Origin of the sequence: Parabacteroides sp. PM6-13 (assembly GCF_029892605.1) — a bacterium.
Lineage (GTDB): Bacteria > Bacteroidota > Bacteroidia > Bacteroidales > Tannerellaceae > QVMG01.
Genome location: NZ_JARXWF010000006.1, coordinates 38,479 through 56,785, shown reverse-complemented (window position 1 = coordinate 56,785; position 18,307 = coordinate 38,479). Strand labels below are relative to the sequence as shown.

At 45.4% G+C, this 18,307-nt stretch carries 13 protein-coding genes; 8 read left to right on the top strand and 5 right to left on the bottom strand.

Annotation, left to right across the window (positions count from 1 at the left end):
• Positions 1–280 precede the first annotated feature (280 nt).
• From M2134_RS07380 to M2134_RS07350, 7 genes are all read left to right on the top strand, one after another.
• A complete protein-coding gene (locus tag M2134_RS07380; protein ID WP_280752078.1) occupies positions 281–718 on the top strand; it encodes a hypothetical protein in 438 nt (145 codons plus the stop codon).
• Positions 719–879: 161 nt separating this feature from the next.
• Positions 880–3,099: a TonB-dependent receptor gene (locus tag M2134_RS07375; RefSeq protein WP_280752077.1), complete on the top strand. Its 2,220-nt coding sequence runs from the start codon at positions 880–882 to the stop codon at positions 3,097–3,099.
• 34 nt (positions 3,100–3,133) lie between these two features.
• Positions 3,134–3,445 (top strand): heavy-metal-associated domain-containing protein, encoded by a 312-nt coding sequence (locus M2134_RS07370; protein ID WP_280752076.1) that lies wholly within the window; start codon positions 3,134–3,136, stop codon positions 3,443–3,445.
• A gap of 131 nt (positions 3,446–3,576) precedes the next feature.
• On the top strand, positions 3,577–4,704 hold the full coding sequence (locus tag M2134_RS07365) for a glycoside hydrolase family 88 protein (protein ID WP_280752075.1): 1,128 nt from the start codon (positions 3,577–3,579) through the stop codon (positions 4,702–4,704).
• 55 nt (positions 4,705–4,759) lie between these two features.
• Positions 4,760–6,640, top strand: coding sequence for a BNR-4 repeat-containing protein (locus tag M2134_RS07360; protein ID WP_280752074.1), 1,881 nt, complete (start codon positions 4,760–4,762; stop codon positions 6,638–6,640).
• 74 nt (positions 6,641–6,714) lie between these two features.
• On the top strand, positions 6,715–7,212 hold the full coding sequence (locus tag M2134_RS07355; RefSeq protein WP_280752073.1) for a GtrA family protein: 498 nt from the start codon (positions 6,715–6,717) through the stop codon (positions 7,210–7,212).
• Between the two features lie 171 nt (positions 7,213–7,383).
• The gene (locus tag M2134_RS07350) at positions 7,384–9,555 is read left to right on the top strand and encodes a TlpA disulfide reductase family protein (protein ID WP_280752072.1); all 2,172 of its coding nucleotides are present in this window, start codon (positions 7,384–7,386) and stop codon (positions 9,553–9,555) included.
• A 90-nt stretch (positions 9,556–9,645) separates the two neighbouring features.
• Here M2134_RS07350 and M2134_RS07345 read toward each other — a convergent pair whose 3' ends face one another.
• From M2134_RS07345 to gltX, 5 genes are all read right to left on the bottom strand, one after another.
• Positions 9,646–10,785, bottom strand: coding sequence for a DUF4221 family protein (locus tag M2134_RS07345; RefSeq protein ID WP_280752071.1), 1,140 nt, complete (start codon positions 10,783–10,785; stop codon positions 9,646–9,648).
• A 69-nt stretch (positions 10,786–10,854) separates the two neighbouring features.
• Positions 10,855–12,021 (bottom strand): 6-bladed beta-propeller, encoded by a 1,167-nt coding sequence (locus M2134_RS07340; RefSeq protein WP_280752070.1) that lies wholly within the window; start codon positions 12,019–12,021, stop codon positions 10,855–10,857.
• A gap of 32 nt (positions 12,022–12,053) precedes the next feature.
• The gene (locus M2134_RS07335) at positions 12,054–13,223 is read right to left on the bottom strand and encodes a 6-bladed beta-propeller (protein ID WP_280752069.1); all 1,170 of its coding nucleotides are present in this window, start codon (positions 13,221–13,223) and stop codon (positions 12,054–12,056) included.
• Positions 13,224–13,336: 113 nt separating this feature from the next.
• Positions 13,337–14,572, bottom strand: a complete 1,236-nt coding sequence (locus M2134_RS07330) for a glycosyltransferase N-terminal domain-containing protein (protein ID WP_280752068.1) — start codon at positions 14,570–14,572, stop codon at positions 13,337–13,339.
• Positions 14,573–14,580: 8 nt separating this feature from the next.
• On the bottom strand, positions 14,581–16,101 hold the full coding sequence (gene gltX / locus M2134_RS07325; RefSeq protein ID WP_280752067.1) for a glutamate--tRNA ligase: 1,521 nt from the start codon (positions 16,099–16,101) through the stop codon (positions 14,581–14,583).
• Between the two features lie 131 nt (positions 16,102–16,232).
• Here gltX and M2134_RS07320 point away from each other — a divergent pair, with 131 nt between their 5' ends.
• Complete coding sequence (locus M2134_RS07320; protein ID WP_280752066.1) at positions 16,233–18,305, top strand: HDIG domain-containing metalloprotein; 2,073 nt, start codon at positions 16,233–16,235, stop codon at positions 18,303–18,305.
• The last annotated feature ends 2 nt before the right edge of the window (positions 18,306–18,307 follow it).

The following is an 18,307-nucleotide window of genomic DNA, read 5'->3' as shown; positions in this document are numbered from 1 at the left end:
ACTATATGGAACTCTGAAGGAGTGACTATTGAGTATTTGTGTATATACAGTCGTTCCTTCAGAACTCCTTTGTTGTCGCATACGGATACCCAGGGTTTCCTACGGTCACCCATGGGCTAAGTTGAATCGCGCATGCAGCGCTCTTGGGAATCCTATGCCTTTTAATTTCTCTCTTTTTTAATATCAACCCTAATCACTACATTATTATGCCCTTCTCCCGTATAGTTAATATTGGTAAAAAAAGCTTGTTTTATGGCAAAAGCGCCTATCTTTGTTGACAATGAAGAAGATATTGACATATACATTCACCTTTTTGATGGCTGTTCTGGTCTTTTACGGAGGAGCCGGTGTCAATATTATCTCTTTTTGCTGCAATGATTGCCGGGATGCCGGCGTAGAAGTGTTGACTTCTGAGAAATGTTGCGAAATACATGGGCATAGCCACGATGAAGTACCGGTTTTTGAGGCGGGTACAAACGCCTTTACTCATTCCAATGAGATGTGTTGTAATTTGGAAAGAGTCTATTTCGACTGGGATTTCGAACAGGTGGCTAAGCAAAACCCTGATCCGATTGTGATCGATCTGTTTGTCATAGACGGATCTCTTTTATCTACCACCTTCTTTCCTATAGCCAGCAAAACAGAGGCGGCTCTGCCGAATGGTCCGCCACTCCCCCCGGAGACATATCTTTCTTTGCTGACTACTCTTTTGATTTAGCGGGGTAGAGGCATTTGTGTGCCTTAGGAAGCGATGGGCTTTACCTATACGCCTATAAGGGCTTTTTGCCTTTGGGTATCGGTTGAGCTTATGGCGGCTTATGGGGCTTTCCAGGAAGGCTTTATGAGTATTCCCGAAAACAAAATTAAATCAAAAGAAATATGTTCAGACAATTTATAATAAGTGTGTTTGTGAATATAGCTTTTATAGCAACAGCCCTTGCTGAAGGGAATGTTGTCAAAGGCTATGTGTATGATGATAGTAATCAGCCTGTGATTGGGGCCAATATCTATTGGGAAGGGACCCAGACGGGAACCACCTCGAATATAGACGGCTATTTTGAATTGGCGCCCAAGGGCAACAATCAGCGCCTGGTAGTTAGCTATATTGGGTATGTAACAGAGATATTGACTGTTACGAACCCGAATGAAACGTTACGCATCAGCTTGAAAGGCGAAGTGGAACTGCAGGAGGTGGTCGTAAACGAACGTCGTATGGGGACGATAGCCTCCCGTACCAGTGTGGTGCAGACGCAGAAAATCACTTATGACGAGTTATGCCGTGCCGCCTGTTGTAACCTGGCGGAGAGTTTCGAAACCAATCCTTCGGTGGATGTCTCTTATGCCGATGCCTCTACCGGTGCGCGACAGATCAAGCTATTAGGGCTATCAGGCACCTATGTGCAGATGCTAACGGAGAACTATCCGAACTTCCGGGGAGCCTCTTCGCTGTATGGCTTGGATTATGTGCCCGGAGCCTGGATGGAGAGCATACAGGTATCGAAAGGAACCTCTTCGGTGAAGAATGGCTATGAAGCCCTGGCGGGTCAGATCAATGTGGAGTTCAAAAAGCCTCCTACGGCGGATATCGTGTCGGCAAACCTGTTTGCCAGTGACGCCGGGCGCTATGAGGGCAATGCGGATGCCTCCTGGCATATCAATGAGAATGTGTCGACCGGACTGTTGGTGCATTATTCAAACGACAGTAAGCAGCACGATGGTAACGACGACGGCTTCTTGGATATGCCGTTGAAAGAACAGGTCAATGTGATGAACCGCTGGTATCATAAAACTGATAACTACGTGGCTCAATACGGAGCGCGCTATTTGCATGAGAACCGTACGGGGGGACAGGTGACCAACAAAGGCATTGTTGATCCCTATCAGATCAAACTCAATACCAATCGGGTAGAGGGCTTTACCAAACAGGCCTATATTATTGATAAGGAGAAGGTAGAGAGCATGGCGTTGATCCTGTCCGGATCCTACCATGAGCAGAAGTCGATGTACGACCGTACGCCCTACAATATTTATCAGAATAATGTGTATGCCAGCCTCTTGTATGAAAAGGAATTCTCGCCGGCTCATAGCCTGAGTACCGGATTAAGCCTCAATTACGATGGCTTCACGGAGAATCTGACACAGGCAGGTAAAGCGGAAGAATACAATCGTTCGGAGGTGGTGCCCGGTGCCTATGTGCAGTACACCTACAACCTGAATGATAAGTTTATCATGCTGGCAGGGGTGCGTGCCGACTACAGCTCGTTGTATGATTTCTTTGTAACACCACGTATTCACCTGAAATATAATCCGACCGAATGGTTGAACCTACGCGCTTCTGCTGGGAAGGGTTTCCGCACGGCGAATGTATTGGCGGAGAATAACTACCTCTTGGCCAGCAGCCGACGGATGGATATCGCTGATAACCTGGATCAGGAAGAGGCGTGGAACACCGGACTGAATGCGTCGTTTTATATCCCTTTATTCGGCAAAGAGCTGACATTGAATGCGGAATGGTACTATACGAATTTCCTCAAACAGGTGGTGGTCGATATGGATAGTGATCCGCATGCCGTTCGTTTCTATAACCTGGATGGGAAGTCTTATTCCAATAGCTACCAGATTGAGGCGACTTATCCCTTCTTCCGTGGCTTCACCTTGACGGCTGCCTACCGCTATACGGATGCGAAAACCGACTACCGCAATGCGGAAGGTCAGACCACCCGCATGCGTAAACCGCTTATGAGCGATTATAAAGGGCTGGTGACAGCCTCCTATCAGACTCCTTTGAAGAAATGGCAGTTCGACCTGACCGGACAGTTCAACGGAGGCGGTCGCATGCCGGAGCCCGACAAGGCGAATCCGTTATGGGATACGCATTATGGCTCTTATCAGGTATGGAATGCGCAGATCACGAAGTATTTCCGCCGCTGGTCGGTCTATGCCGGAGCAGAGAATATATTCGATTACACCCAAAAGAACCCGATCATACAGGCTAACGAGCCGAGAGGCGGTTTGTTTGATGGCTCTATGGTTTGGGGCCCGGTACATGGGCGGACGATTTATGTCGGCTTGCGTTTCAATATAGACAGAGATTTATAAAACATATTATTTCACACCAATAAAAATTATTATCATGAAAAGAGTTCTATTAATGATGCTTTGTGCACTTTTCACCTTCTCTATGGCCCATGCACAAGACACGAAGAAAAAGAGTAACAAAGAAACAGTGAAATTCCAGGTAGAAGGCATGGACTGTGCTAACTGTGTAAAGAAAGTGGAAAAAAACATCGCCTTTGAAAAGGGCGTGACTGACCTCAAATGCGATCTGCCTACCCATACGGCAGAAGTGACCTACCGTTCGGACAAAACATCCGAAAAGGAAATCGTAGCCGCCTTTAAGAAGATAGGCATGGAAGCCGTACCTGTCAAAGAAGAGGCGAAGTAAATAAAGCAGTTGATACTATTCAAAAATAGCATCTAAGAAAAGAATCCCCTGAAGTAGATAATGCTTCAGGGGATTTGTTTATTTTTGTACAATCAACATATTTACTCACTTTATCTATTATTAAGCGTAACATGAAAAAGATTTTTGTTTTATCTTTTTGTTTTTTCCTTTTTATTGGATGTACAACAAAACAAGACACTCCGGCTTACTCACCGGAAGCGATTATTGAGATCATTCACAAAGTAAACAACTATTGGCAAACCAATAATCCTCAGCACGGCAATGCCTTCTGGCACCGAGCAGCATACCATACGGGAAATATGGAGGCCTACAAATTGACCCAAAAGCCTGAATACCTGGCCTTCTCCGAGGCTTGGGCAATACATAACGAATGGAAGGGAGCTAAATCGGACAACAAAGAGGAGTGGCGCTATTCGTATGGAGAGCGCGATCAATATGTGCTTTTTGGTGACTGGCAGACCTGTTTCCAGGTCTATGCCGATCTCTATCAGATAGAACCGGCTGAACATAAGATCGCTCGTGCCCGTGAGGTGATGGAATATCAGATGAGTACACCAAACAATGATTATTGGTGGTGGGCGGATGGCCTCTATATGGTAATGCCGGTGATGACTCGTATGCATAAGATCACCCAGAACGAGTTGTATCTGGATAAGATGTATGAATATCTGCAGTTCTCGGATAGCATTATGTACGATGCCGAAGTTGGTCTTTACTATCGGGATGCCAAATATGTATATCCCAAACATACTACCCCCAGCGGAAAGAAAGACTTCTGGGCACGTGGCGATGGTTGGGTACTGGCGGCTTTTGCCCGTGTATTGGAAGATCTGCCTAAAACAAATGCGCATCGCGACTTTTACATCGAACGCTTTCAGACCATAGCTCAAGCCGTGGCAGCCAGCCAGCAGCCGGAAGGCTATTGGACGCGCAGCATGCTTGATCCTGAGTTCGCCCCCGGACCGGAGACCAGCGGTACGGCTTTCTTTACCTATGGAATCGTTTGGGGAGTGAATAATGGTTTATTGGACGAAGCGGAGTATAAACCGGTAATCGATAAAGCCTGGAACTACCTGGTGACCGTCGCGCTTCAGGAGGATGGCAAACTGGGATATGTGCAGCCGATTGGCGAAAAAGCCATTCCCGGACAGGTGGTCGATGCCAACTCACAAGCTGATTTTGGCGTGGGTGCTTTCCTGTTGGCTGCTTGTGAAATGGCACGGTATGCCGGCCGGTAAACAAGTCTCTTTACTGTTTCTATAAAATATAATAAACTATTTATTCCTTTGCTTTATGTACAAAAAACTATTACTCCTGTTTGTGTGTATGATCACCGCGACCACCTCTTGGTGTGAGAATAAACAAAACGTATTAACAGAAGAGGGCGCCTGGTGTTGGTTTGCCGATCCGCGAGCGATCCATTATGCCAACGAGAAAGGCACCATCAACAATACCTATATCGGCTATATCGATGTACATGGTAATATCAAAGCTACGCAGATCGACCATTTGAGAGGGACGACAAATGAGGTATTGATCCGTTCCTATTTTCAACCCGACGATCATAACAACCCCACCTTCCTGGTTTTGCCGGATGAACGGATCATGATCTTTTATTCGCGGCATACTGATGAGCCCTGTTTCTATTACCGTATCTCACAAAAGGCGGGCGACATTACGACGTTAGGGAAAGAGGTAAGGCTGGAAACGAATCATAATACCACTTATCCATCTCCTTTTATCTTATCGGATGATCCTGATCATATCTATCTTTGCTGGCGGGGGATAGGCTGGCATCCGACCATCGCGCGCTTGACCATGCCTGATAAAAACGATGAAGTACGCTTTGATTGGGGACCGCATCAGATCGTGCAATCGCAAAAGGGCGGGAGAGGTGTGAGGCCTTATGCCAAGTATATGTCGAACGGAAAAGACCGGATATACCTGGCCTATACGACTACTCATCCGGATAATCAATCGGTGAACTATCTCTATTTCAATTATGTCGATATAAATACGCAGGCGTTAAAGGACATAAAAGGGAATCACTTGGCAACCATTGGCAGCGAAACGCTTCACAATGTAGAGGCAACAGCCGATTATAAGAGCGATCATCCGGATGCAGTTGTGGAAGATGCTCCTTACCGCAACTGGCTCTGGGAGATCTCTATGATCGATGAGCAACATCCTGTTATTGCGATGGTGCGAATCAACGAAGACAAAACATCACACGATTATTACCATGTGAAATGGACGGGTAACGCATGGAAGAAAACCTTCCTGACAAATGCCGGAGGACACTTCCATCAGACGCCCACGATTGAGAAATGCTACAGCGCCGGTATGGCGATCGACAAAGCCAATCCGGATGTGATCTATGCTTCGGTACCGGTGAATGGCAAATATGGAAAGGTATATGAATTGAAGCGATATGCCGTAGGTGCGGATGGCAGTCTGCCCTCTTCCGAACAATTAACATTCGATTCGCCGAAGAACAATGCGCGTCCTTTTGTGATTTATAATATCGGCGATCAACCGCAGATGGCTTGGATGCATGGTGACTACTATGACTGGATTGTCAGTTCTTCGCGCCCGAATGGTTACCCGACGGCGATCCATACTAATATGGATATCCCCGCCGGACGCATAGACCTGGAGAAGGATCTATTGTTGCAAAAACGTATTGGCAGGGTTTCCGCCGAACGAAAGGAAAAGATCCGCACGCGCAAATCCGACAGCTTCACCATAGCCATGACTCTCTCCATTGACCACAATGCCTATTATGGAAATATCATAGCCATGGAGGGCTTCTCGTATGGACTTCCTACGGAAGGCGATCCTAAGCCCTGTATTGAAGTAGGAGGGAAGAATTATTCAAGTACCAATCTATTAGCTAATTCGGCTATTTGGAAAACACAAAACAGGGGAACCGGTGGGCATTGGTACACCCCCGGGAAATTAGATAAATTCCACCTTGTCATAACTTATGAAAAAGGTGTCTTGAGAACCTATATCAACGGACTGCTCGATCAATCAGTCGAGGTAACAGGTTTATCCCTTTCAGATATAACGATAGGAGGCTTTGATGGTGTGATAAATACTATTCGGGTATATAAACGCGCCTTGTCTCAAGGGGAGATAAAAGCACTTAGTCCCCACGTGAAGCCCTTTTAGTAAAGCAGGGCTATGTTACCCATCTTTGCGAGATTCTTGTTATCTTTGCCCCCAAAAGAAAGATAAAAGTAAAGGTGAAGGTACTTATTGAAAAGGTCATTGGTTGGTTTTATTTCCCCATATTCCGCAAGTTCATACCTTATGATACGTTCAAATACGCGGTGTGTGGGGGAGGCAATATGGTGTTGGATATCCTGCTCTATTTTCTTCTTTATAACTTTGTCTTTGATAAGCAAAACCTGGATCTGGGAATTGTGACTATCTCTCCGCATATCGCCGCTTTCCTGACAGTCTTTCCTATCACCTTTCTGACCGGATTCTGGCTGAACAATAGTGTTGTTTTCAAGGGGTCGCCTATGAAAAAGCGGACGAAGTTCTCCCGTTATCTATTGGTGGTTCTTTTTAGTTTAGTGATTAACTACTGGGGATTGAAATTCTTTGTCGATTACCTTGATTTCTATCCTACGCCCTCTAAATTCCTCGTGACCATTATTGCTACACTGGTCAGTTATATTTCCCAACGTCATTTCACTTTCCGTCATTACCAGCGTTCGGAGTTTACCGGGAAATAACGTTTTTAGTTTCCTCTCTTTTCTTGATTCAAAAAATAGATATAGATCTACAGTATATCATTTGATTATAAAAAAAATAATCAAAGAGTGTTTGCTGATTACGAAATATTCGTATATTTGAGGACGCGAGTTCCTGTTTATTTTATTAATGTGAGTAAAATCGATGTATAGATGAAAAAGCAAAGTGTATTGTTTTTTATATTGTTTCTGGTAGGAGCAGTAGGCCTGTCGGCTCAAAAGGTAGTGGTGACGAACCCGGTTTATGAATTCAATTCTTCGGGCATTACGAATGTGTCCAAAATTGAAATCAATCCAAAGGAGACACGTCTCCATATTCATTCGACATTTATTCCCCACTGGTGGGTTCATTTTCCTCTCAATACCTTTATTGAGGATGCGGATACGGGTGAGCGTTACATCGTTACCGGTATGGAAAAAGGGGAGTTGGACAAGCAGATTTATATGCCGGCATCGGGCGATTCGACGATGATCCTTCTTTTCCCTCCGTTGGATACCAAAAAGGTAAAGAGGATACATTATGGTGAAGATGATAATACTATTATTTATGGTCTTTCCCTAAATCCCAAGGCGAAAGCAGCTCCGAAGGGAGAGGTGCCTGCCGCTGTGACTCAATGGATAGAAGAGGAGCTGAAAAAAGCACCACAGCAGACACTGGTCGACCTGGATAGCGAGGACTTCTTTTCTCGTCAACCGGCTCGTTTGATCGGTTACATAAAGGGGTATACGCCTCAAGCCGGGTTTACATCGGCGATTGTCTATGCCGAAAACGAACTGACGCGGGAGAGTTCTCCGGTTGTTATTCAGATACATGAAGATGGTCGTTTCGAAGGAGAGATCCCAATGATACATCCCAACTATATGTATGTTGCTTTCCAGAACCGGACTCTTAACTTCTACATCGAGCCGGGACAGACCTTGTCGATGGTGATCGACTGGGAGGAGTTTCGTAAAGCCGATCGTTACCGCGATCGTCGATACGCATTCAAAGATATCCGTTTCTCCGGTGCAGCCGGGGAGGTCAACAAGGAATTGGCGGATGTGGAAAGCCGTCTTCCCAACATTAACTTTAACAAACTGTATGAGAGTTTTTCTTTGGAGGCGGATAAATACTGCTTACTGTTGGATTCGATCATGCACGACAGGCAGGAAGCACTCCGGAAAATACTCGACACGGAAAAGTTACTTCCCCATACACGGGAGATCTTGCAGGCAGAGAATTTGATACGATATTATTCCTATCTGTTTGAATACGAAATGAGCTACAAATACAAACGTATGCAAGAGAAAGAAGCGAACCTGGAACCGTTGCCGGCCTCTTTTTACAGTTTTCTGCATAAGATACCTCTTAACGATCAAAAACTACTGATGACTTCCTCCTTTAGTATGTTTTTGAACCGTTTCGAATATGCCAATATATTCGCGGAAGGAAGAACGGCTGTAATGGCTATGCAAACACCGGAGATAACCTTGTATGACTATTTGTTTGGTGAGTTGGGGCTGAAAAAAGAGGCCGACGATGAAGCCTATATCGCGCTTATGGATACAAGAGATGTTACATCTACGCCGAATGAAGAGGAACTTAAGATGATGAATGCATTCAGCGATAAATACAAAAAACAGATCGAAGACTATGTGGCAAAATACATGAAACAGATGGGATATAAAGATAATACCCTCGCTTATTGGCATTACAAAGATTCTATCTATACCGAAGTATTGCAACTGGCACCCAGCCTGACGTATGATATCACGAAACTGCGTGAGATGAAATTCGATTTTGAACAGATGGAGAAAGAAGATGCCTTGGATCTTTTGAGTAAGCTGGTTCTGCCTTCCCCGAATAGTTTCCTGAAAGCCGAAGGAGTACGCCTTTATAACGATATGTATGCTGCTAAATCAAAAGGTGCTTATAAGTTACCTCCGGGAAAAGGAACAGAGATCTTTCGCAGCATGACCGACCAGTTCAAAGGGAAATATATCTTTGTGGACTTCTGGGCAACCACCTGTGGCCCCTGCATCGGCGGGATCAAAGCCCAGAAAGAGGCTCGCGCTAAATACAAAGACAGCCCGGATGTAGCCTTTCTCTTTATCACCAATGATAGGGAGTCTCCTTTGAATGATTACGAGAAGTTTGTGAAGGAACAGGAACTGACCAACGTCTACCGAATCAAACAGGATGACTATTTATATCTACGGGAGTTGTTCAAATTCAACGGCATCCCCCGTTATGTAATGGTCGACCGCGAAGGACGTATCATGGACGATAACTTCCAGATGCATAACTTTGAACGTGCGCTTCAGGAAGCTTTGAAAGAGGAGTAAAAACAGAAGTAAAAACAGAAGAGGATTCCCGATTCACAAGAACCGGGAATCCTCTTTCTTTGGAGTCTTCGGGAAATAAATACCTTTTCTTTAATTTTTTACCAATTCAAACCGATCGAAGCTTAATATGTCATCGCTATAGGCAGGATTCATATAATGGCTATTCGAGATATATAAACCATCCTCTCTGACAAACATAAGGCGTGAATTGTATATATAATCCGGAAAGAGGGTTTCACCAATCACCTGGAATGCTTCGTCGACGATGATGATAGAGAAACGTTTCCTGCCATAACTCAATAATTCCATCCCTTTAATTCCTTGTTCGATTTCCACTTCGGGATAGGCTACCCGGTAATAGACTTTCCGGTATGGGTCGTATAGCATATTCCCGTAATTCGGATTGGCACAGGCGCCTTCTGGGGTAACATTGCCATAATCATCCAATATTTTAACCTTAGGAATGTAGCGGCTTTTAATCTTTATACGCTTGATATCGCTATGATCACGAGATGCCAGATAAATATCTTCGTCGTAATAAAAAGCATACACAAATTGCTCCCCGTTATACATACGGCTGACCTCGTCTTCCGTACTTGATCTTTTCATTTTGTTGTCGGCACCAGGGAAAGAGGGGTAGGTGAAAGAGGTAAAGGCTTTTACCGATTTGTCGGTCAGATCGATGGTCGCGCATACCGGTGCCAGATCCGCCCATCGATTGCCTCCGGGCATGATATACAACTTATTGTCCAAGATATAGATGGGAGTTGATGACATGGAATGATAACGGGCAAGCGGCAGGCTATCGTGGGTCATATTATACTCATATTTATCTTTAATCGCCAGGTTACGGTCAATCATCACTATTCGGTGTCCCCATACAGTCAAAAACAAGCTGTCCAGGTTGTGTATGTGATAACCGATAAAATCTCCCACGCCATTGCTGCCTTCATAGGGCGGTTGTAGTTTGAACGCCAATTCTTGGGTGTTCATATTATAAAACAAAAGATCATTTTGTCCCTGATTTTGAAATGTCAGGTATTCCGTTCCGTCTTTGTCGGTATAGGGGAACAGGGCGCCAATAAGCGTTCTCGTACGGTTGTCCAGTTCGAATGACAAAGCGTCTCCTTTTACCAAAGAGAAGGAATCTATCGTCGTCGTCTTTTTCTCCCGGCAACCTATAAGGCTGATAAAGAGTAGGAGAAGTAATAGATAATTGTATTTTATCATATCGGAAATTGTCTTAAGGTTAAACGAAGTTTACTCTCCTCAAAGGAGCAAACTTAATTTCATCAGTCTTTATAAAAAGGTCACAATCATCAACACCGGATTGTCCTCTTCGTCCAATTGGGAGGCAATCTCTTTCAATTCGCCTTTGAGTTCGCCTTTCTCGTAGGCTTCGATCAGGTCGATGGTGTTCAGGACTTGTACGAATTGATTCAACGGTACTTCTGACTGAGAGTTGAGGGCATATCCCTTGCCTATTTGGTTTTCGTCAGTCAGTTCTGCTTCGTAAAAGCTCTTTTCTCGCTTGTCGTAAGCGAGGAATCGACTGTTGCCTCCAACCATTTTGTCCAGATCGAATGTATTCTCTCTTGTATGGAAAAACAGATAGTCTTTACTCTCTTTGGCAAGATAGAGGAATACGACAGGATTCATTGTCTCCCGGGAAGGAGTCTGCACGCATATGGGACGTAACGCTTGCGAAGGAGAAAAGGCAAAGAGGGTATCATTGGATATCTCATTCAAGGCAAGATCCGGATAGGCGGGAATGATCGGATAGTAGTTGAAAGAAATGGTTACCGGATTACCGTTTAAGCTGCTTTCGATTCTTGCCGATAATTTCTTCCCGGTAGCCGGAATGACAATCTCTTCGATGATCTCTCCGGTCTCTTTGGAGAGGATAAGAAAGGAGTTTGCCTGATCATCTTCTATTTGCTGGTTGTAGGCTAAAAACGTGCCCCTGTCGTAGTTGGCAAGCGAGTAATACTTTTTGCCTTCGGCATAGTCCATTACCCGCTTGAACGACCCCGTTATATCATACACGAATATCTTCTCCGAGTGGCTGTCGTTGACGATGATCTCCCTATTCTCTTCGTCGAGCATGACTTCGCTGTAAGGCGCGTATTCCTCGCCACTGCCTCCCTGGTGGTTGAAGGTGGAGACACCCTTTCCGTTGCGATCGAAAATAAGTAGCGTCCCATTCTCACTGTCGTAGTTTGTGATATAGGTGTCGGATATGCTGTTGACGCTGGGTATGCTCCATAGGAATTCATCCGATGTTTCCAAGGGAAGATATTCCACTTTTCCTATATCCTGCAATTTCAGTTTCTTGCCCGGATAACTCTTTTCGACATTGACAACGACCAATTCGCTCTCATCTGTCTTGGCTTGTTTTGAGCTGCAACTACCAAGAAGTAAAAGGCATACTAACGATAGAGAGAGGTGGGTGCGACCTGTTTTCATTTCTGTTTTTTTATATGGTTGAAAAATAACGTTTATTTATAGGTGATAACCATCAATACCGGATTGTCTTCTTCGTCCAGGCGGGAGGCAATCTCTTTCAATTCTCCTTTTAAGTCGCCCTTCTCGTAGGATTCGATCAGGTCGATGGTGTTCAATACCTTTACATAGGTCATAGACTTTCCGTCGGAGAAGGTGGTGATGAAAGGGTTTACCACTTTCTCGGAAACATAATCGGCATTGTAGATCTCCGGTTCAAAGAAGGCTTTTGTATTCTTCTCATACATAATGTATTTCTCTTCAAATCCTTTTCGGGTATTGTCGTCAAATTTCTTTTCTACGGTATAGAAAAAGAGATGATCCCGGGTGTTGGCTGCCGGATAAAGGATCAATTGCGGATCCATACTTGCCCGGGAAGGGGTCTGGATATATAAAGGTTGTAGCTCTTTGGAGGTGTTGATGCCAAAGATCGTATCGTTAGACAGCTCATGTAAAATCAATCCGGAAGAGGTCGTAATAATAGGGTAGGTCTGGAAAGTAAACATAACCGTAAAATCACCTCTTGGTATTTTGACAAACTCGCTGATCTTTTCTCCTGTGGCGGGAATAACGATCTCGTCGACAATTTCTCCGGTCTCTTTCGAGAGAAACTGATAGGTGTTTGGCTTTGCATCATCATACTCCATATTGTAGGCAATATAGCTATTATCATCAAAACTCACCAGATGATTGTAATACTTGCCCTCCGGAAAGTTCAGATTGCGTTTGAAACGACCCTGCAGGTCGTAGATATACAGTTTGGCTTTGCGCACGTCATTGACGATGACTTCCTGATGTTCTTCATCGAAAAGAACCGGACTGTATGGAGCATATTCTTCGGCGCCATTCCCCTGACGGTTGAAGGAATGTGAAGTTTTTCCTTTTTTGTCGAAGAACATAATGGTGCCGGCTGTGAGGTTCTTATTAATGATATACTGGTTTGTGAAAGCATCCGGCGTACCGGTCCAGAGAAAGTCTTCTGATGTTTCCAACGGGATGTATTCGACATACGCTATTTCTTGCAGTGATAGTCGCTTGGAAGGATGTTTTTTCTCGACATCGACAACTAATAGTCCTGTCTCATCGGAACCATTTTTACTATTACAGCCGGAAAGGGCTAAAAGGATAATCAAAAGAAAGAGCGGATAGGTAGACGGTGTTTTCATATTATTCGTTTTTTATGCTTTTATAATAAGCAAAAATAGTAAAAAAGGATAGCCGGCAGTCTATGACTGTCTTAATAATTAATAAAATACGAAATAACCGTACACTGGGTAGCTTAGAGAGGCAAAGCCGCTAATATCTTTTGCGTGCCACCGGTATGCTCACAGACGAAGCGTCCGGCTGCTTTACCTGCTTCCTCGCGAAGTTCGTTATAGGTGAGCAGATCATTCATGCGGTCGTCGAATTCGCTCGCTTTCGTAATAGAGAAGGCACCACCGATCGCAATCAGATCACGGGCTTCTTTGAACTTTTGATACTTAGGACCGAAGAGCACCGGTATGCCGTAGACGGCAGCCTCCAGTGTGTTGTGGATACCCGCGCCAAACCCTCCGCCAATGTAAGCGATATCGGCATAGCGATAGATAGAAGAGAGCATGCCGAAGCTATCCACGATAATGCAATCGCGATTGAATTTGTCCCGGGCAAATCCGTCCGACAGACGAATAGAAGAGCGTTTCAGGAGCGCTTCGATATGCATCAGATGCTCGCGGTGTATCTCATGCGGGGCAATAATCAGTCGGATATCCGGTTGGTTATTGAAGTATTCAATGAAAATGGCTTCATCCTGCGGCCAGGAACTGCCGGCAACCAGGATGCGTTGTCCGTTGGCTTTGGCCTGATCGACGAATTGTTCGACAGCCGGAATCTCCCGACGACGATTGTATACATCCCACACACGGTCGAAGCGGGTATCACCGGCTACCGTGGCATTAGGAATACCATATCGTTGCAGTAATTGAAGCGATTGGTCGTCTTGCACGAACAAATGATCGAAACAGCGAAGTACCTTGCGGTAGCCTCTTCCATACCATTTAAAAAATATCTGCTCCGGGCGGAAAATAGCCGAGATGATGTATGTCGGAATATGGTTGCGACGCAGTTCATGCAGATAGTTCGACCAGAACTCATATTTAATGAAAATCGCCATCGCCGGATTAGCCAGGTGTATGAACTTCTTTACCTTATAGGGGCTATCAAAGGGAAGGTAGCAGATCACGTCGGCTCCTTCATAGTTTTTTCGCACCTCATAGCCGGAAGGAGAGAAGAAGGTCAATAGGATTTTGTACTGGGGATAGTCTGCTTTTATCTTCTCCATCATCGGACGCCCCTGCTCAAACTCACCGAGCGAGGCGGCATGAAACCAGATATACTTCGCGTTCCGGTCGATTTTCTCCCGAAGAATGGAATTGGTTTTCCATTGTCCTAACCGCATCAGTCTGGCTTTCTTGTGGAAAGGGGCGGCTAACGCAATAAAAAAAGAATACAGGTGTATAAGCAGACTGTAAAACATGAGAATGATTAGTTCAGTTCTTGAATGGCTTTTTCCAGGCGATTGATTGTCTCTTCTTTGCCCAAGGCTTCCGTGATATCGAAAATATGCGGGCCTTTTCCTTCGCCGACCAGGGCAAGACGGGTGGCATTCATGATGTTCCCCAGGTGATATCCTTTGTTTTCAATCCAGGCTTTTACCTCCTCTTCCGTGCCTGCGCTGTCGAACGGTTCACGCGTGCGCAACACTTCTATCAATTCGGTTAACTGAGCCGCAGAATCCTCTTTCCAGCGTTTCTTCACCGTCTTTTCGTCATAGCTATCGGGGGCTTTGAAGAAAAAGGCGGAAGTCTCCCAAAGCTCTTTCACGAAGTTGACGCGTTCTTTCATCAGTCCGGCAATCTTTTCCACATAGAGCGGATCGATATTCTCAATACCGTGTTCTTTCAACACAGGGATAAACAATTCGGCAATCTCTTTATTCTCTTTCTTTTGCAGGTATTGATGGTTGAACCATTTGCCTTTTTCGATATCAAATTTAGCACCGCTGCGGCTGCAATGTGTCAGATCGAACAGGCGGATCATTTCCTCCATCGCCATCATCTCCTGGTCATTGCCCGGATTCCAGCCCAATAGCGCCAGGAAGTTGACTACCGCTTCCGGCAAATAACCGCTTTCGCGGTATCCGGAAGATATCTCTCCGGTTTTAGGATCCTTCCATTCCAACGGGAAGACCGGGAAGCCGAGGCGGTCGCCATCGCGTTTGCTCAGTTTTCCTTTTCCGTCGGGTTTCAACAGAAGCGAGAGGTGGGCAAACTGCGGCATACTCTCTTCCCAACCCAGATAACGATATAATAATACATGAAGCGGAGCGCTGGGCAACCATTCTTCTCCACGGATCACATGCGTAATCTCCATCAGGTGGTCATCGACGATATTTGCCAGGTGATAGGTCGGCAACTGATCAGCCGATTTAAACAACACCTTATCATCCAATACGGAAGAGTTTACAATCACTTCTCCGCGGATCAGGTCGTTCACCTTCACCTCTTCTCCCGGTTCGATCTTGATACGTACCACATATTGTGCCCCTTCAGCCAATAGACTGTCGACCACCTCTTGCGAGAGGGTGAGGGAGTTACGCATCAGCCCGCGGGTAGAAGCATCATATTGGAAGTTGGCTATTTCATTTCGTTTGACATCCAGCTCTTCCGGTGTGTCGAATGCCATGTAAGCCAGGCCTTGGTTCAATAGTTGATCCACGTATTGGCGATAGATCTCTTTTCGTTCGCTCTGGCGGTAAGGACCTTTGTCGCCTCCGAATCCGACACCTTCGTCAAAACGAAGACCCAGCCAGGTAAGAGCTTCAATGATGTAATCCTCGGCTCCCGGCACAAAACGTTGTGAGTCTGTATCCTCTATACGGAGGAGGAAGTCACCATCGTGTTGTTTGGCAAACAGGTAGTTATATAACGCCGTACGCACACCTCCGATATGGAGCGGGCCGGTAGGACTGGGAGCAAAACGAACTCTTACTTTTTGTAATTTCATAACCGTTATCTTTATTCAAATGCGCGGCAAAAATAGCCTTTTTTTTTCGCATTATAAACAATTTATTTACATTTGTATAATCAGGGGCACTCTGTCTTTTTTAATAATTGGGTTCCAAACATTACTATCATATGAAACTGAAAAGATTAAATATAAATTCCTCTATCTTTTTCCTGCTGGCGGCAGTGATTATCTCTTACTTCTTTCCTCGCGAAGGGCAATTCCGTTATCAGTTCTTTGAAGGGAAACCCTGGCGTTACGAACTACTAACGGCACCGGCTGATTTCCCGATCTATAAAACCGATGAAGAGGTGAAGGCGGAGAAGGACAGCGTGATGGCTCAATTCGAACCCTATTACCGTGTGAAACCCGAAGTGATGTCTACGCAGATAGACCGCCTGAAGGAAGATTATCGGGCGAGGTTGTCGAAGGAGGTGCCGGCTCCTTATCCTCAATACATCGAAAGAGCCCTAAACTACCTGTATGGAAACGGTATTATCTCCGCGCAAACCATGGAGTCCCTGAAGCGCGACAAGCGGGAAAGGATCAATCTGTTGGAAAACAACCTGGCACAACCCCATTATGTATCGGATTTCTTCACCGTGCGCACCGCCTATGAATACATATTAAACAATATGCCTTCCAACCTCGATAAGTCCATTCTTCAGTCGTGCAACATAAACAATTACCTCGAAGAGAATGTGTCGTACGACAAAGAGATGACCGATCGCGTGTTGGATGAGCTGTTAGGCAGCGTACCCATCTCCGCCGGTATGATACAAGCGGGAGAGCGGATTGTCGACCGGGGGGAGATTATCGATGCGAAGACCTACAATGTGCTTCGTTCCATGAAGATCATTCACGAATCGCGATCGGGCGGAGCGCAGCGGCAGGGCATTCAGTTGGGCGGTATTTTCATTTTGGTTTTCGGGGTGATCTTTTGCTTCTGGCTCTATTTATGGTCTTTTCGTCCCAAGATATTCTACCGACGTCGGCATGTATTGTTCCTGATGCTTAATATTACGATCTTTATTCTGTTGACGGAACTGGCGGTTAGTTTCAATTGGTTTAGCGTTTACATCATTCCCTTTGCGATCGTCCCTATTATTGTGCGTACTTTTTTCGACTCGCGTACGGCGCTGTTTACCCACCTGATCATCATTGTGATATCTTCTATTATGGTGCCTTACCCGTTGGAGTTCTTCGTATTGGAGGTGATAGCCGGTATGGTGGTTACCTTTAGTCTGAAAGACCTCTCGGAACGCTCCCAGTTGATCCGTTGCGCCTTTTTTATCTTTCTTTCTTATTCCATTAGTTACACCTCGCTGGCTATTTACCAGGAGGTCGACTTCAACCGCATCAACTGGGTGATGTATCTCTATTTTGGTATCAACTTTATCCTGTTGATGTTTACCTATATCCTGATTTATATGGTAGAAAGGGCATTTGGGTATATGTCGACCATTACCCTGGTAGAGTTATCGAACATCAACAACCCCTTGTTAAAGAAGCTATCCGAAACAGCTCCCGGTACATTTCAGCACTCCATCCAGGTGTCGATCCTGGCATCCGAAGGGGCTACGAAAGTGGGTGCCAACTCCGCCCTGGTGCGTACCGGCGCGATGTATCATGATATCGGTAAGATGAAAAACCCGGCATTCTTCACCGAGAACCAGAAGAATGTCAATCCGCACGACCAGCTCACATACGAACAGAGCGCGCAGGTGATCATTAATCATGTGAAAGATGGTATTGAAATGGCTGAGAAGGCCAATCTGCCGAGAGCGATCATCAGCTTTATCCGGACGCATCACGGCCGCGGCAAGGTGAAGTATTTCTATAACTCATTCAAAAACGCTTATCCCGATCAGGAGATTAATGAAGATATGTTCACCTATCCCGGCCCGAATCCCTTCTCTAAGGAGACCGCCGTATTGATGATGGCCGATGCCGTAGAAGCTGCCTCCCGCAGTCTGAAAGACTATACGGAAGAGAGCATCAGCGAATTGGTGAACAGGATCATCGACGGGCAGATCGAAGATGGCTTGATGAAGAATACCCCTTTGACCTTCCGGGATATATTAGGCATCAAACAGGTGTTTATTGAGAAGCTGAAAACCATGTATCATACCCGTGTCAGCTACCCGGAATTGAAGACTCCTGAAAAGACAGAGGAAGAATTGGCGATAGAAGAAGAGGGGTGATC

Excerpts from the sequence above, each read along its gene's own strand:
- M2134_RS07380 (WP_280752078.1), top strand. The coding sequence starts at position 281 with ATGAAGAAGATATTGACATATACATTCACCTTTTTGATGGCTGTTCTG.
- M2134_RS07375 (WP_280752077.1), top strand. The coding sequence starts at position 880 with ATGTTCAGACAATTTATAATAAGTGTGTTTGTGAATATAGCTTTTATA.
- M2134_RS07370 (WP_280752076.1), top strand. The coding sequence starts at position 3,134 with ATGAAAAGAGTTCTATTAATGATGCTTTGTGCACTTTTCACCTTCTCT.
- M2134_RS07365 (WP_280752075.1), top strand. The coding sequence starts at position 3,577 with ATGAAAAAGATTTTTGTTTTATCTTTTTGTTTTTTCCTTTTTATTGGA.
- M2134_RS07360 (WP_280752074.1), top strand. The coding sequence starts at position 4,760 with ATGTACAAAAAACTATTACTCCTGTTTGTGTGTATGATCACCGCGACC.
- M2134_RS07350 (WP_280752072.1), top strand. The coding sequence starts at position 7,384 with ATGAAAAAGCAAAGTGTATTGTTTTTTATATTGTTTCTGGTAGGAGCA.
- M2134_RS07345 (WP_280752071.1), bottom strand. The coding sequence starts at position 10,785 with ATGATAAAATACAATTATCTATTACTTCTCCTACTCTTTATCAGCCTT.
- M2134_RS07340 (WP_280752070.1), bottom strand. The coding sequence starts at position 12,021 with ATGAAAACAGGTCGCACCCACCTCTCTCTATCGTTAGTATGCCTTTTA.
- M2134_RS07335 (WP_280752069.1), bottom strand. The coding sequence starts at position 13,223 with ATGAAAACACCGTCTACCTATCCGCTCTTTCTTTTGATTATCCTTTTA.
- M2134_RS07330 (WP_280752068.1), bottom strand. The coding sequence starts at position 14,572 with ATGTTTTACAGTCTGCTTATACACCTGTATTCTTTTTTTATTGCGTTA.
- gltX (WP_280752067.1), bottom strand. The coding sequence starts at position 16,101 with ATGAAATTACAAAAAGTAAGAGTTCGTTTTGCTCCCAGTCCTACCGGC.
- M2134_RS07320 (WP_280752066.1), top strand. The coding sequence starts at position 16,233 with ATGAAACTGAAAAGATTAAATATAAATTCCTCTATCTTTTTCCTGCTG.